11 protein-coding genes are annotated in these 13,391 nt (G+C 59.2%); 5 read left to right on the top strand and 6 right to left on the bottom strand.

The window, feature by feature from the left end; all coding sequences use genetic code 11:
* Positions 1-17 precede the first annotated feature (17 nt).
* The gene (locus ACQY7R_RS01035) at positions 18-1,139 is read left to right on the top strand and encodes a BBP7 family outer membrane beta-barrel protein (protein WP_428303742.1); all 1,122 of its coding nucleotides are present in this window, start codon (positions 18-20) and stop codon (positions 1,137-1,139) included.
* Positions 1,140-1,315: 176 nt separating this feature from the next.
* On the opposite strand, the gene ACQY7R_RS01030 is transcribed toward ACQY7R_RS01035, so the two are convergent.
* Positions 1,316-2,275 carry a bestrophin family protein gene (locus tag ACQY7R_RS01030; protein ID WP_428303741.1) on the bottom strand — a complete coding sequence of 320 codons (960 nt, stop codon included), beginning with the start codon at positions 2,273-2,275 and terminating at the stop codon, positions 1,316-1,318.
* Between the two features lie 214 nt (positions 2,276-2,489).
* On the opposite strand from ACQY7R_RS01030, the gene ACQY7R_RS01025 reads away from it, so the two are divergent.
* Together ACQY7R_RS01025 and ACQY7R_RS01020 are read left to right on the top strand one after the other, a co-directional pair.
* Entirely contained in the window at positions 2,490-2,798 is a 309-nt protein-coding gene (locus tag ACQY7R_RS01025) for a hypothetical protein (protein ID WP_428303740.1), read from the top strand.
* Positions 2,770-3,297, top strand: coding sequence for an endonuclease V (locus ACQY7R_RS01020; RefSeq protein ID WP_428303739.1), 528 nt, complete (start codon positions 2,770-2,772; stop codon positions 3,295-3,297). The genes ACQY7R_RS01025 and ACQY7R_RS01020 overlap by 29 nt, the downstream gene beginning before the upstream one ends.
* Positions 3,298-3,336: 39 nt before the next feature.
* Here ACQY7R_RS01020 and ACQY7R_RS01015 read toward each other — a convergent pair whose 3' ends face one another.
* A complete protein-coding gene (locus ACQY7R_RS01015) occupies positions 3,337-4,545 on the bottom strand; it encodes a hypothetical protein (protein ID WP_428303738.1) in 1,209 nt (402 codons plus the stop codon).
* A gap of 560 nt (positions 4,546-5,105) precedes the next feature.
* On the opposite strand from ACQY7R_RS01015, the gene ACQY7R_RS01010 reads away from it, so the two are divergent.
* Entirely contained in the window at positions 5,106-5,435 is a 330-nt protein-coding gene (locus tag ACQY7R_RS01010; protein ID WP_428303737.1) for a hypothetical protein, read from the top strand.
* A 565-nt stretch (positions 5,436-6,000) separates the two neighbouring features.
* Here ACQY7R_RS01010 and ACQY7R_RS01005 read toward each other — a convergent pair.
* From ACQY7R_RS01005 to ACQY7R_RS00990, 4 genes are all read right to left on the bottom strand, one after another.
* A complete protein-coding gene (locus ACQY7R_RS01005) occupies positions 6,001-6,324 on the bottom strand; it encodes a hypothetical protein (RefSeq protein ID WP_428303736.1) in 324 nt (107 codons plus the stop codon).
* A gap of 784 nt (positions 6,325-7,108) precedes the next feature.
* A complete protein-coding gene (locus ACQY7R_RS01000) occupies positions 7,109-7,810 on the bottom strand; it encodes a hypothetical protein (RefSeq protein ID WP_428303735.1) in 702 nt (233 codons plus the stop codon).
* A gap of 120 nt (positions 7,811-7,930) precedes the next feature.
* On the bottom strand, positions 7,931-8,182 hold the full coding sequence (locus ACQY7R_RS00995; RefSeq protein WP_428303734.1) for a hypothetical protein: 252 nt from the start codon (positions 8,180-8,182) through the stop codon (positions 7,931-7,933).
* Between the two features lie 318 nt (positions 8,183-8,500).
* Positions 8,501-10,954 carry a P-loop NTPase fold protein gene (locus tag ACQY7R_RS00990; protein ID WP_428303733.1) on the bottom strand — a complete coding sequence of 818 codons (2,454 nt, stop codon included), beginning with the start codon at positions 10,952-10,954 and terminating at the stop codon, positions 8,501-8,503.
* Between the two features lie 1,088 nt (positions 10,955-12,042).
* Here ACQY7R_RS00990 and ACQY7R_RS00985 point away from each other — a divergent pair.
* Positions 12,043-13,305 (top strand): D-mannonate epimerase, encoded by a 1,263-nt coding sequence (locus tag ACQY7R_RS00985; RefSeq protein WP_428303732.1) that lies wholly within the window; start codon positions 12,043-12,045, stop codon positions 13,303-13,305.
* Positions 13,306-13,391: the final 86 nt, after the last annotated feature.

The raw sequence follows: 13,391 nt of genomic DNA, 5'->3' as shown, positions 1-13,391 counted from the left end.
GACGAACGGAGTGGCGGATGTCGACAGTATTGCGCGGCGCTGCGGCGCTTTTTCTTGGCGTGAGCATGATCGGCGCGGCTCAAGCCCGCCCGGCCCTCGATGCGGCGCTCGACGCCCCCGCGTGGGATGAATCATCCACCGTCGCCAACGACGACGTACAACTGACGAACCCGCTCGTCGCCGACGCAATCCAACTCGCCAGCGCCGACGAACCGACGCTCGCCACGAGCGATAGCGGCCTCGCCTGCGACGCCTCGGTCGACTGCACCGACGACGTAAACTGCGGCGACCTCTGCGGCTGCGGCCCCAAGTGGTATGCCTCGGTCGGCGCCGTCTTCCTCAAACGCGATCGCCCCGATGCGGGCACGGTCGTCGCCGCGAACCCCGCCGGCACGCCATTCTCCAGTGCCAGCGATTTCTCGTTCAACTACGACGCTGGCGTCGACGTTGGCCTCGCCCGCCGCTTGGCCGGCGGCACGATCGTCGAAGCCCGCTACTTCGGCGTCGACTCGACCGATACGAACCAATTCGTGACGCCCGGCGGCTTTATCGGGGCCGGCTTCACCGGCCCCGCTAATACGAGCTTCAACGGCAAGTATCTCACGATGCTCGACAGCACCGAGATCAACCTCCGCCGTCCGCTGAACGACCGTCTCTCGATCCTCGGCGGCTTCCGCTGGGTCGAGCTCAAGGACGAAATGTCCTACAAGATCAACGGCAACGTCGCCACCGGCACGTACGAGTACAACAACCGCCTCTACGGCGCCCAAATCGGCGCCAACTACTCGCTCGCTCGCCCGACCGCTCGCTGGATTGCCAGCGCTGAGACCAAGGTCGGCATGTACGGCAACGTCGCCGACGGCGGCATCTTCGAATACCAAGGCAACAACTTCATCGGAGGCTTCGCCGACGGCCACACCACCACCGCTTTCGTCGGCGAAATCGACCTGACGCTCGGCTACCGCCTGACGAAGCACATCGTCGTCCGCGGCGGCTACCAGATGCTGTGGATGGACAACGTCGCCCTCGCCGGCAACGCCGCCAGCCGCAGCCTGCTCAACCCCAGCCTACTCCGCGACATTGACTTCAACAGCCTGTTCTACCAAGGCGCCATGACCGGCGTAGATTTCACTTGGTAGCGCGAGCAATGCTCTCAAACAGCACGGGCCTAGAAAGTTCGGCCTAAGTCGCTTCAGCGACCAGGCGCCCCGAACGAAACGCCCAGCGCATTCTTCAAAGCGTCATGCTCCCGCCCGGCGAGAGCATGACGCTTTTTTTGCACCCGAACCGCATCGCCCCGCTCAGCGGCCGCCGGCTAGTACAGTACCCCATGATCCGGCTGGATCGCCGGCGGCAACGGGCTTTCACCGAGCGCCTGCTCCAGGTTCCGCTCGATCGTCCGCGCCAACGAGGTGAGCGGCACGTCGTCCACGCGATTCTCAAACGGATCTTCCGTGCGCGAGCCGATCAGGTCGAGCGACAAAAACACGAAGCTCACGGTGATCGAGAGTGGAATCATGATCCAACCGAACGCGGCGCTAATCGCAAACGGCAGCAGCGTCCCGTGAATGCGGACGAAGACCCTCGTAAAGTAACTGTACGGCCGAGGCAGCGGCGTTTTCTTGATTCGTTCGGATCGCCCTTGGACGTGATTGAGCTCGACGAGCGTTTGGTCGAGATACACCAATAAGTAGTCGCTCAACCAGTTCCGATCGCGCGCCGCTCGCAGGTCTTGCCCTTGGATCTGCAGCAGTGCATCAGGCGGGTTGTCGGACCGCCGCATCGCTCGGAAATCTTCGTCGCTGATAAATTTTCGGCATTGGTCGTAGTCGTGGCCCGCTTCGCCCGGCTCTTCTTCCGTGTCTTCCAGCGGGAATGATTCGATGGTGCGCAAGTACACGCGGAGTGCGTAGATGAACGCGATCTGCCGCCGAATCAGTCGCCGCCGCATCGCCTGCAACTCCTCTCGTTCGCCAGGATCAGCGCTGAGCAGCGTCAACACTTGCCGCGCCCAGGCCCGGCTGTAGTTGACCCCCAGCCCCCAAATCGAGCGGGCTTCCCACCACCGGCTGTAGGCTTCGTTGTTCTTGAAGCCGAGAAAGATCGCCAAGGCGGTGCCCATGATCAGCACGGGTTCGAGCGGAATCTCTAAGTCCAGCGTTTTGAAGCGCGTCCGCAAGGCGTAGACGCCGCTAGATACGAGCGCAAAATACAATAAGCTCGGCCAAGCGTAATAGAACGTCCAGGACCAGGGGATATCGCGACGTACAAACATCGGGGCCTCGCGCAGAGATCAGAACGGCGAAAACCTACCAATAGCGACGGCGTCAAGGTAAACAGGATCACCGCCGTCGCCTCCGAGCGGCCTGCCGGCCACTCCGCCCGGTGGTAGGGACTTCCTAAGTTAGAACTCAGTTCGCCGCCATGCCAAGAGGGCTGAGAGCGTAGACCTCCGAATCTTTGCGGACGCCGCCCTGCAGGCGGTATGAATGACAAGCGGTCTGATGGTAGCTCTGACGCCCAAACATGCGCATGCTGAACCCTGCACCGACCGCAACAACCTTCTCGGCATGCCAACGGCCCACGGCAACCCGCGCCCCGCCGCGAACTCGCCGTCGACTGGTCGTGTCAGCAACCGTATAAGTTCCGCCAGCTTCCCACGCGATCGATACGGCTCACGCGAATTCACTGCCGCCCTCGCAAACGCCGTACACTACGACGAAGTCGTCAACAAGGAATGCGACGCCATTTTCTCGTGGAATGATGAACGTGACGACCGGAAGCCGCAAAACCTCTGAGCCGCTGCTGGCCCTCGACGTCTGCTACTCCGGCGAGACCGCGCACGTCGCCGGTCTGACGTTTGCTTGCTGGGAAGACGCCGAGCCAATCAGAATTCTTGAGTCGACGCTCCACACCCCGGCGGAGTATCTCCCCGGAGAGTTCTACCGCCGCGAGCTCCCCTGCCTGCTGGCGCTCATCGAAAGCTTCGAGTTGTCGCCGGAGATCATCGTCGTCGACGGATTCGTCTACCTCGACGGCCACGATCGACCCGGACTGGGCAAACGCCTGTTCGACGCCCTCGGCGGCCGCACGGCGGTCATTGGCGTCGCTAAGTCGCCGTTCCATGCCATTTCGCCAGCGTGCGAAGTCTTCCGCGGACGGAGCAGTCGCCCCCTCTACGTCACCAGCGCAGGCATTCCCCTCGACGCGGCGAAAATTCACGTTGCGAGGATGCACGGCGCCCATCGCATGCCCACGCTCCTCAAACGAATCGACGCCGTCAGCAAAGCCTTCTAACAGGGAAGCGTCCCATAATCCGTTTGAACGCCTGGTCGCTTAAACGAAGCGGGGGCTGCGCCGCCGCATGAGCGACGTCATGCCAACCGCCACGGTCGCAAGCAAAGTCGCACCGGCCGGTTCGGGCACTTGGTGCGTCGTCCACAACATCGCCTCGCTGAGGCCCGTCGACGCATTCACCGCCCAACCGGCAACCCAAATATCCCCGTTGTTCGCGACCCATACATCCTCCGCTCGCGAACGGCTGAAGCCAGTCGGCAAGAATGCGTGCAAATCCAGAAAGCTCGCAGCCGTGCCCGACCAGAGTCCTGCGTGGTCAAGATTTGCATTCGCCTTCGGCGAAAAAAAACTCGCAAAGCCCGCCTGGTAGCCAGCGTAGTTGCCCAGCAACTCCGAAGCAGCGGCAGTCAATGGATGCATGTTCACAAAGCTTGCAGCCGTGCCAGTCCACATCGCGGCCTCCGGCAATGCAGCGAAGCGCGCGAAGCCAACTTGTTGCGAAAGTCCGCCCGTCACGAACACGTCGTTGGCGATCGACTGCAAAGCGCCCGCCGGATGTAAATCAACGAATGAGGCCGCTGAACTGTACCAGAGCGCCGCGTGCTGGACTGCAGGCAAGACCGGATTCTGCGCGTTCGGCAGATAGGCCCATCCAGCCTGTTGCCCGAAGTGCGTATCGTTCGCCTGCGAATTCGTGGCCCCCGCTGGGTGCAAGCTCTGCCACGATCCGGCTGTGTCGTTCCAGATCCCGGCTTCTTGGTAATTCGGACCGGCGTTCTGCGTAATAAACAGCGCCGCGCCTGCTTGCATACCCGCAAAGACGCCGTTCGCATCGGCAACGAATGTTGAGTAGTTCGGCGGGGCCGGCGGTTGTAGAGAAACGACCGATCCTGGCGTGCTCGTCCACAACGTCGCGGCGCCTCCCGAACCGCCAACGTGCTGAACTCCATCGGTTCCCAGCACGCGACCTCCCGCGTTTTGCCACCCGCCGAGGTTAACGTACGACGCGGCCGTTCCGGTCCACAGTGCGGGTTGGATGCTCGTCGTTCCGGGGGCGCTGTCAACCCAGCCGACTTCAATGCCGTTGCGAATCCCCAAAGCCTGCGACTCGGCAGCTGCTGCTGGATGCAAGTTGATGACCGACCACTGAGCGCGAGCACTTGAAGTTGCGAAGAGGGTCGAGCAGCCGACGAGGAGCGCCGTCAGATTTCGTCGAGCAATAAACGCGATCAGAGCTGTGCGATTCATTAGCAGGCTTCCCGGATGAGAGAAAAAGAGGCGAAACCCGGCCCATGGAACAGGACGCCGGATCGGAGATCGGCGACTAGTATAACTCGGCTGAAGCGGGCGCTGAATCTTTTTAGTGGACGCTCCGCTGAGACGTCGGGCGGCATGCCCTGGCCCCAGACACGAGCATCCTGAACCCGGACACCCCTCGGCCTGAGTCGCTTCAGCGACCAGGCGGCGCCACCACATCGCGTCCCCCCATCGGTAGCCTGGGTTGGCGTCAGCCTACCAGGGCGACGCAGCCGCAAGAGGCCCCCGCCTTCGGGCCGGGCGCTATGCTCTAGCCCCCAAGAGGCAAGCATGCCGAAGCAATGATCGGAATCGCCTTCGTATGGCTTGGCTCCGCGTTCTGGTGCTACGAATACCTCAACGCGATGTAGCCATCCGGACTGTGTATATTCCACCCATTGTTCGGGTCGCCATTTCTTCTTTACGCCACCTACCGGATCGAAGACTGGCGGCCAATTGTGTTTGCAATTGCGGCGATCGTGCCGCCGCTAATCATCGTCGCCGGCTAGCCCATGCCCCGCCCCCGCTTCACCCTCCGCGTTGCTCTGGCGCTCGTTGCCATGCTTTGCGGCTGGCTCGGATGGCAGGCAAGCATCGTCCGGGAGCGAAACGCCGTTCTAGCAGCGGTGCGAACTCATCATGGTCTAATCTTTTACCACGATGCATCTGAATTGCCGTTGGTCAGACAATGGATGGGCGACACGGCCGCCGACTGGATCATGATTTCCAAAAACTCGCCGCAAGATCTGCAGGACCGCATCAAGAGGGCGTTTCCCCGCACTCAGCTAAACGTGATTGCGCAGGAGGGCATTGAACTCTTTAGGCCGTCCGCTGAGCAGTAACGGCTTCGCCCGCTCGTCCCTGCTGGCGGCGAAGTCGCGCGAGGGCGATCACTCGCCTCAAGCCAACTAGGCTTCGGCGTTAACGGAGTGAAGGCAAGCGTAGCAGCAATAGCGGATAGGCTTATCAGGCCGGAAACCAATACCCATCCGACGAACAAACCAACGCGTCTTACGCCTTGCTCTCTTGCAGAAAAATGGCGAGCGAAGTGAAAGCATAGCGCACCCGCCATGATGGTGGTCAGAACGATCGACCCGGTGGCGATCGCGAACAGCTGCATTGGTCCAGCCATCATGAAAGCTAGGGACAAGGCCGGTGGGATTGCCGGACCTGCCAATCGCCAGAGAAGCGAAGAAATCTGATCGTCGGCTGCGAATATCGCCATACTCGCCACTCTACCGCTCTCGCTCCCCGACCGCAAACTGACGTAAGGCCACTGGCGCTAACGTCGCCGCGAATGCGAGCAATGTCATGGCCGCAGGCTCTGGCGCCGCAATCTGCGATTGTGGACTTCCGGCATGCCGTTGCCAGATTAGGAAAGCGATCGCCACTTGACTCCGGACGAAGTTAGGGAAGGTCGACCTTTAGGCCGCAATGCTTGCATTCATCCGTCGGCCAACTCGACCACCAAGCGAGGAGAAACAGCTTATTGCACTGCGGGCAGGGCCAGTTCAGTAAGCGATACCAGGCGATCACAGCTCGCACAACGCAAACGACCATAACCGCTGCGATCGCGAACGCAGCGAGGCCGACCCACGGCTGGTCATCAACGCGTAAAAGAGAGCTTCCTTCGAAAATTGCAAACTCGATCAGCGCCAGAAGTAAAAATGCAGCACCAGCGAGCCAGAAGCGGCGACGAAGGAAAACGTATTCCGCAAATTGGCTACTCATGCCTCGCATTCTACTCCGACCGTCGTCCAGCGAAAGCATACTGAGCGGGTAGCCGGGGTTAACGCCAGCCGCAAGAGGCCGGCATCGAACGCCAACGCCCAAGGCGTCCCCACGCCCCCTATCCCCTGGCTCCACCAGGGGGTCGCCCACCACGCCAAGCGGCGTGGCCCCCAAGCGCCCCGACAACGCAGAAAAAGCAGCATCGGGCGCCATGCTCTCGGCCCCCAAGGCGTGAGCATGCCAGAGCCCAAACCCTAAATCATCTAGCAACTTCACATGTCGACGCTCCGCGACGACATGCCACCCGCTACAGATTTCCCACCGCTCAACCTGTGCGACCGATTTCTTCAGACCACCGCGTTGACCATTGGCAACGCCACGCGGTTGTCTCTCGGCATCATTTTACACAGTAGGCTTCTATACAATTGCTTCTCGTCTCTCATTCTCTTCGCGTGGCTGTGAATATGAACGTCGCACTTGTTATGGGTGGAACCGGGAATCCGATTCCTTCAACGGAGTATGCGGATTCGGCGCGTGACTCTTACATCACAGGCCCCACCGGGGACGTTCCTTTCACCCCGACCAGCGCCTTCCCAGATCCAAGGGCCGTTCAGCAACCGTCGCACAACGACACCGTCACAATTAGCCCAGAGGCCCAGGCGGTGGCCGATGTGCTTGACCCGACTAGCTAATCGCACGGAGACTGCGGCGAGCATGAAAAACGCCGCCAGGTAGCAAATACCTGGCGGCGTCCCCTAGCTATCTGAGCGAGTACTAACGCACGCTACGAACGAAACCGCCGTCTGGCAGCAGTGATGGCGACGCCAACGATTGACGCGAGCGCAAGCGCGCTAGGCTCCGGAACAGTCCCGACGACAATGTTGTCGTACAGCATCCCGTCAGCAGAATCGAGCGTTTCGATAATCTGCACTTCGTTGAACGGCGTCGAATCGATGACGCCTAGAAAGAAGACGTTTTGCAGCCCCCAACTGGGACCGACCTGGACCGGAACGTCTACGAACAGATTGGTCGCGGTGTCACGCAGGCGAAACGTCGTCGGGTTGGAGCTGGCCCCGTCTCCTCCCTGAATAACGAATGCGCCAAACCCGTTGACGTACTGGTTGAACGTGAAAATCGTGTTCCCTTGCGGAAAACCAACAGCATCAAGCTCCAGCAGCGCTTGCGTGTTGATCGTGAAGCCCGGGGCGGCTTGAGCCAACACGTTTTGGCTTGCGGCCGTGATGCCCGTAGCGCCGAAGCTCAGAGTCGGATTGATGCCGACCGACGTTTCGATGGTATCGACGCCGAATGAGCCAAGCGCTGCCGTGAACTGATTGAACTTCGCCTGAGAATTCGGAAACGAAGTCACCGACGCCGTCGTGTCGTCCCGATCGAAATAGACGTTAGGAACCGCTAACGCGCGGCCGGCCAACGCGGACACGATGCCGGCGGCAAAGAGGGTGTAACGCAGAAAGCTCGTTTTCATTAGACAGACTCTGGTTGCAGAACAAGGTTAGGAGGTGTGGCAGAACGTGGGCGGGATAGCATTATGTAAACGCTGACGGACGGACGCAACAATCCGGCTGAGTAAGAGCCTGAACCGTCGTTAGGACGGCGACAACCCCGCCTCGTCAGTCGACGCCGCGTCGGCCCCGTGCCGCAAAAGCGCCCACACGGTCGCCGCGCTCGGGCACGCCCCCCGCACATTGGCCATGAGCGGCTTCCGCCCGCGGGCAAACGTCGCATTCGGATCGACGCCCCACCCAAGCCGCTCCGCCACGAGATCGGCGTCGCCGCGCTCCGCCGCGAGCAAAAGCATCCGCTCAAACCGCCGCCGATGCTGCGGAGACCTCGCCATGTCACGGAACTCGTCCATGGGCCCGATGATACCGCACCGCGCAAGCCAAGTCCCAATCGCGAACTATGTCCCCGCGTTCCTCTAGCCCCTGGCTCCGCCAGGGGAGCGCCCACCACACCAAGCAACGTAGCCCCCACGCGCCCGACAATGCAGAAACAGGATCATCGGGCGCCATGCTCTCGCCCTTCCAGGCGTGAGCATGCTGAGCTCAAGATCAAACTCAACCAGCGCCCTCGCATGCCGAAGCTCCGCGACGACATGCCAGCCACTGCTTAAACGATCTCATTAATACACTGAAGAGAAACAGCTATTGATGAACTATCGCAACTCATCCAGCCACTCTCGTGCGGACTCGCGAACTGCCACTGATCTTTCAAGGTCCAAATCGACGGTAGATTCGAATGGGAAAGAGACGATCTTTTCTAATATCCATTTCTTCCTCGTGCCAAATATTGCGTGTGTTAAATCACGGTCGACAACACTAGTCCGAAAGGACACACGCGCCATATGGTCTTCATCGAAGTGACTCTGATCAATATCTTTGCTTATCAACCTAGTCAGCTGTGGGAGAACGAGTTCGGGAGCTGTGCGAACGGCGCGCTGGAGAGTTGGCAAAAACCAATCCCATTGACCTGCACTCGCAGGAGCCACCAAGCCTTCATAATGCTCATGAGGTACCACAAAATGCCTAAGCGCTCCGGGATGCTGCGGACTAAGCGATTTAACAAAAGCACTAGCGCGGCCCGCGCTAAAGTAACGGCGAGCGTACGCCAGCATCTCGTCCCTCATGGTCTGCACTTCGCTACTGCTAACGATTCCATGCTTTCCTGTCCAGTAGTGGAAGATGTCGTTGTAGAACCCTAAGCTTTGGCGCAATGCTTTGCGCAACTGAATTACTAGCCATTGCCGGCGATCACGTGTCTGAGCTGGCCGGCGATTGACAACTCTCCAAACGCGGATAATCGCCCAGTGCTCCCCACTAGCACTCGCCCCATGCTTGTCCAAAAGCACCTTAAACAAAGTCTCCGCAAGTTGATACAAGTCTGGAGAGGGCATGCGAGAAGCAAAGTACTCCCACCCATTGCAGAACGCCTCAGACTCAATCATTCGATTGGCAAGCTTCTTGATCGCATTTTTGTCGACTTTACAATCATCTATGTAGTCTATGACTTCTTGATCTCTGATTTCATTAGGCGATATCTCTTCGGCGAATGCACGGCTCCAGTAGTCGACGTGCGATCGGGCCGAAACCCCTTGAAGTGAATTTCGATTTAGCGAGCTCCTGCCTCCTAAAATCTTACTCGCGCCCGGAAACAGAAAATCAATTAAATGTCGCAGTGAATCGGAATCCCCAGGGGCACTAGCAATAACTTCTTCAAATCTTGCAGCTAGTTGTTTATTTTGCTCCTCTTGCCTCTCTCCTAAAGAGGAGGCGTACCCTTCGTTTGCGCCAAACACTAGTTCGTGGCGATATTGGTGAAGAAAGTCGACCGCTTCAGGCGAGCTATACCGAAGCGCGGTAACGACTATCAAGTCATCAATGTCGATCTCACCATGCAAAGATTCCCACGCAACACGAACACGACGGTCGAGGAACTTGAGCTTCCGCGGAGTGTTCACCAAGGCCACTATTGACTCTGTAATTGGGCGGAACCAACCTAAAGCTACCTCAGTATCGAACTGCCGTCGCTGTTCAGCGGATCCTAAATCGATATCCTCGTCCTTGAAAAACTGCAGACAATCTTCTCGAAGGCGGCTTAGAACCTCTTTTGCTTTGTTGCGAGGCAATCGCGGTATCGGCTCGATGTGCTCACACAATCTGGTGAAATCAAGTTCGGGCAGACGCCCAGCTGCCAGGATAAAACAAATTTGGGTACTATCTCGAAACCTAGCGAGCAGGGCGGCGACGGCGGAAGTGTCAAACTTCGCTCCGGCATTGCGGTCTAGATCCTGAATTGCAACAACCAGACGAACGTCGCATGCAATTAAGGCGCGATCTAACTCGTTGATGATATTCTCCGGCTCAGTCCGCTTGCCGAGAAGGCTTTCCATTGCGTTGAGGTATGGATGCGTCGCGGAAATTGCCTTCGCATACTGATATGGTAGCGTGCTCATAGCAGCGCAATCAATCTGCTCGCCAATCCGCTGCACAATCCCTTCTAAAATTCCTTCGATTGCTGCGGATGCATCGTGGAACCCCCAACACTCCACTTCGCAGAACCACAGCTCTCGTTCAGTCGCATACGACGCCTGCTGCTTCACCATGTTGACGATACTAGATTTGCCACTGCCGTACTCGCCAACAATTCCAACGGTCGCTTTCGATTCTCCCAGTAGCCGCCGGGTAATTCGCTTCGCGATAAATTGATGATCAAAACGATCGTCGTCCGCACTCTCAATAGGCCGCTCGATTGCAGACCAGCTCTCTGCTAGCTCAGAGCTTGTGGCACTCACACGCCTACAGCTAAGCCAGCGACTCAACTTGTCGAACAAAGATGAGAGATAACTGCCCGCAGGTAACTCGTATATGATTGCGATGAGGGCTAGTAGCGATATTGAGGTAAGTACTGTGATCCAGTCGACCTTATCGAAACTTGCAACTAGAAGCCCTGATCTTCGCATCGCGAACAGCACTATTCCGGCAATGAATCCCCCCCAAAGAGACGATGGGTAACTCAAATAACGTAGATGCCTTAACCGGAAGCCCCCCAACGAGCGAAGTAACTTGATTGCTAGAAATCCGACAATCGCAATGTAAATGCCGGACAGCACAGGAAACCGGTCCACGAAATGGACAATGGCTGCCTGCACCCGAAAAAACCACGAGTTTCCGACGTAATCAAGGAGCTGCCAAGCTAGCGCCCCCATCACTCCTAAGAGGACGACATCGCACCAACGCCGTCGAATTGCATCAAAGCGCTCCACGTTCCATCCTACAAAAACTGTGGCTTCATTCTCCTCGTGCCGCCCCACGTCGACACAGCAGAAAAAGAATAAACTGGATCGTTACATTTTAATAGTCCGCCGTTCGGGGCCCAACCCGTGAGTGTTGGCAAACCAGTCATGCTGGCTACAAACGTGCTCTGCCCTGTCGACCATCGCGCGACGACAGGCCACCCTTGAAATCCCCTCTCTCCTCCGCCGCGGGGTGGCCGAAACTGGCAGCTCGGATTCAGCCGCTTCTTCCTTTACGGTGGAGCATATGCCCACTAACTGCGCCGTGTGCCAATGGCGTGTCGCCAGTGCGAAGTTCGCTCACGGCCGGGGCTATCGACCGACTCGCAAGCAGCCTGAACGACAAGGCCACTTGCGACACTTAAGTAATGGAGAACGAGTACCGACTGCCCACTGGCGACACGCCAGTGGCACCCTAAGCGACAACACAACTCCAATCCCAACAACACGTTCCGAATTGTGCCGCCAAAAACGCGAAAAGCGACAAAAAGCAATCGACGACACAATGCGACGCCGGCCGCTCGCGGAGCGACAGACTTGTGTCGCCTGTCGCCCCGCGTGTCGCCTCAATTCGCCGCCTGCAACTCCAACCGCCGCAACGACTTCCGCTTAGTGTCGCCAAAAATGCAAAACGCGACACAAAGCGACGTCGACGCGACATGACGAACAAATCGACGCCAAAAAGAGAGACACGGAATCACACGAAGCAACACAAAGTAAGTGGGGAGGCAGCGCGAGGAAAAATCCGGTTCCTCAATCATTCCCCATTCGCGCAAATTCGCGTGATCCGCGGTCAACTCTCCGCATTTTCAATCAACCACGGCTCACTCCACCACATTCCGCCCCCATCCCATTCCGCTAAACTAAAGAGTTTCACCGCTGCTCGTCATTCGCTGGATCGCCGCATGTCGCTTTACCTCGCACTCGGATCGCCCACCACCGAAATCTCGCTTGACGAGTGCCGCGCGGCGCTGCGCGACGTCTTCGATCGGCTCGGCGTGCGGCAACGGGTGCTGCTCGTGCCGCCCGACTACTCGCGGTTTGCCAGCCGGGCCGGCGAGCTGTCGTGCATCGCTCACGATTACTACGGCGAGCGGCTCGTCGACGTCCTCCCCGCGCTCGGCACGCACGAGGAAATGTCGGAGAAGCATCGCACGAAGATGTTTCCCACGATTCCGGCCGAGCTCTTCCGCTACCACAATTGGCGGACCGACGTCGAGACGGTCGGCACGGTGCCGGCGGAGTTTGTCTCGCAGGCGACCGAGGGTATCTACAGCGAGCCATGGCCGGCGCAACTCAATCGCCTCATCTCGCGCGGCGGGCACGATCTCATCTTGTCAATCGGGCAGGTGGTGCCGCACGAGGTGATCGGCATGGCCAACTACAACAAGAACTTGTTCGTCGGCGCCGGCGGCGTGAAGGGGATCAACGAGAGCCATTACATTGGCGCCGTCTACGGCATGGAACGGATGATGGGCCGCGGCGATACGCCGTTGCGGCGGATCCTCAACTACGCCGAGGAGCATTTTTGCCCCGAGCTGCCCGTCATTTATATCCAGACGGTCATCGGGCCGAACGCGGCCGGCAAGTCGGTGATGCGCGGGCTGTTCGTCGGCGACGATCCCGAATGTTTTTGGCGGGCGTGCGAGCTGGCGTTCGCGGTGAACGTGACCGTCGTGCCCGAGCCGTTTCAAAAGTGCGTCGTTTACCTCGACCCCGAGAAGTTCCCGAGCACGTGGCTCGGCAACAAGGCGATCTACCGCACGCGGATGGCGATGGCCGACGGCGGCGAGCTGATCATCCTGGCGCCCGGCGTGCGGATGTTCGGTGAAGACCACGAGATCGATCGCCTCATTCGCAAGTACGGCTACATGACGACGCCCGAGGTGCTGGCGGCGGTCGAGGCGAACGCGGAGCTGCAGGATAACCTCTCCGCGGCGGCGCATCTCATTCATGGTTCGAGTGAGAAGCGGTTCCGCGTGACGTACTGCCCCGGCGGGCTGTCGAAGGCGGAGGTCGAAGCGGCCTGTTACGAGTACGGCGACCTGACGGAGTACAGCCGAAAGTACGATGTGACGAAGCTCGCCGACGGCTGGAATGAAACCGCCGACGGCGAGCGCGTGTTCTTCGTCCGCGACCCCGCGATGGGGTTGTGGAAGTACCAGTAGGCGGTGCGTTTCCCCTAGCCCCGGGCTCCGCCCGGGGGTCGGATGCCATGCCGGCAATCGTCGCCCCGCGAACTGCAACCCCCGGG

The organism is Lacipirellula sp. (assembly GCF_965279485.1).
Classification (GTDB): Bacteria; Planctomycetota; Planctomycetia; order Pirellulales; family Lacipirellulaceae; genus Lacipirellula.
This window is presented reverse-complemented; position numbering and strand designations above follow the sequence as displayed.

Coding starts and splice junctions, on each gene's coding strand:
- ACQY7R_RS01000 (WP_428303735.1), bottom strand. CDS start 7,810: ATGAAAACGAGCTTTCTGCGTTACACCCTCTTTGCCGCCGGCATCGTG.
- ACQY7R_RS00985 (WP_428303732.1), top strand. CDS start 12,043: ATGTCGCTTTACCTCGCACTCGGATCGCCCACCACCGAAATCTCGCTT.
- ACQY7R_RS01005 (WP_428303736.1), bottom strand. CDS start 6,324: ATGAGTAGCCAATTTGCGGAATACGTTTTCCTTCGTCGCCGCTTCTGG.
- ACQY7R_RS00995 (WP_428303734.1), bottom strand. CDS start 8,182: ATGGCGAGGTCTCCGCAGCATCGGCGGCGGTTTGAGCGGATGCTTTTG.
- ACQY7R_RS01025 (WP_428303740.1), top strand. CDS start 2,490: ATGACAAGCGGTCTGATGGTAGCTCTGACGCCCAAACATGCGCATGCT.
- ACQY7R_RS01010 (WP_428303737.1), top strand. CDS start 5,106: ATGCCCCGCCCCCGCTTCACCCTCCGCGTTGCTCTGGCGCTCGTTGCC.
- ACQY7R_RS01030 (WP_428303741.1), bottom strand. CDS start 2,275: ATGTTTGTACGTCGCGATATCCCCTGGTCCTGGACGTTCTATTACGCT.
- ACQY7R_RS01015 (WP_428303738.1), bottom strand. CDS start 4,545: ATGAATCGCACAGCTCTGATCGCGTTTATTGCTCGACGAAATCTGACG.
- ACQY7R_RS01035 (WP_428303742.1), top strand. CDS start 18: ATGTCGACAGTATTGCGCGGCGCTGCGGCGCTTTTTCTTGGCGTGAGC.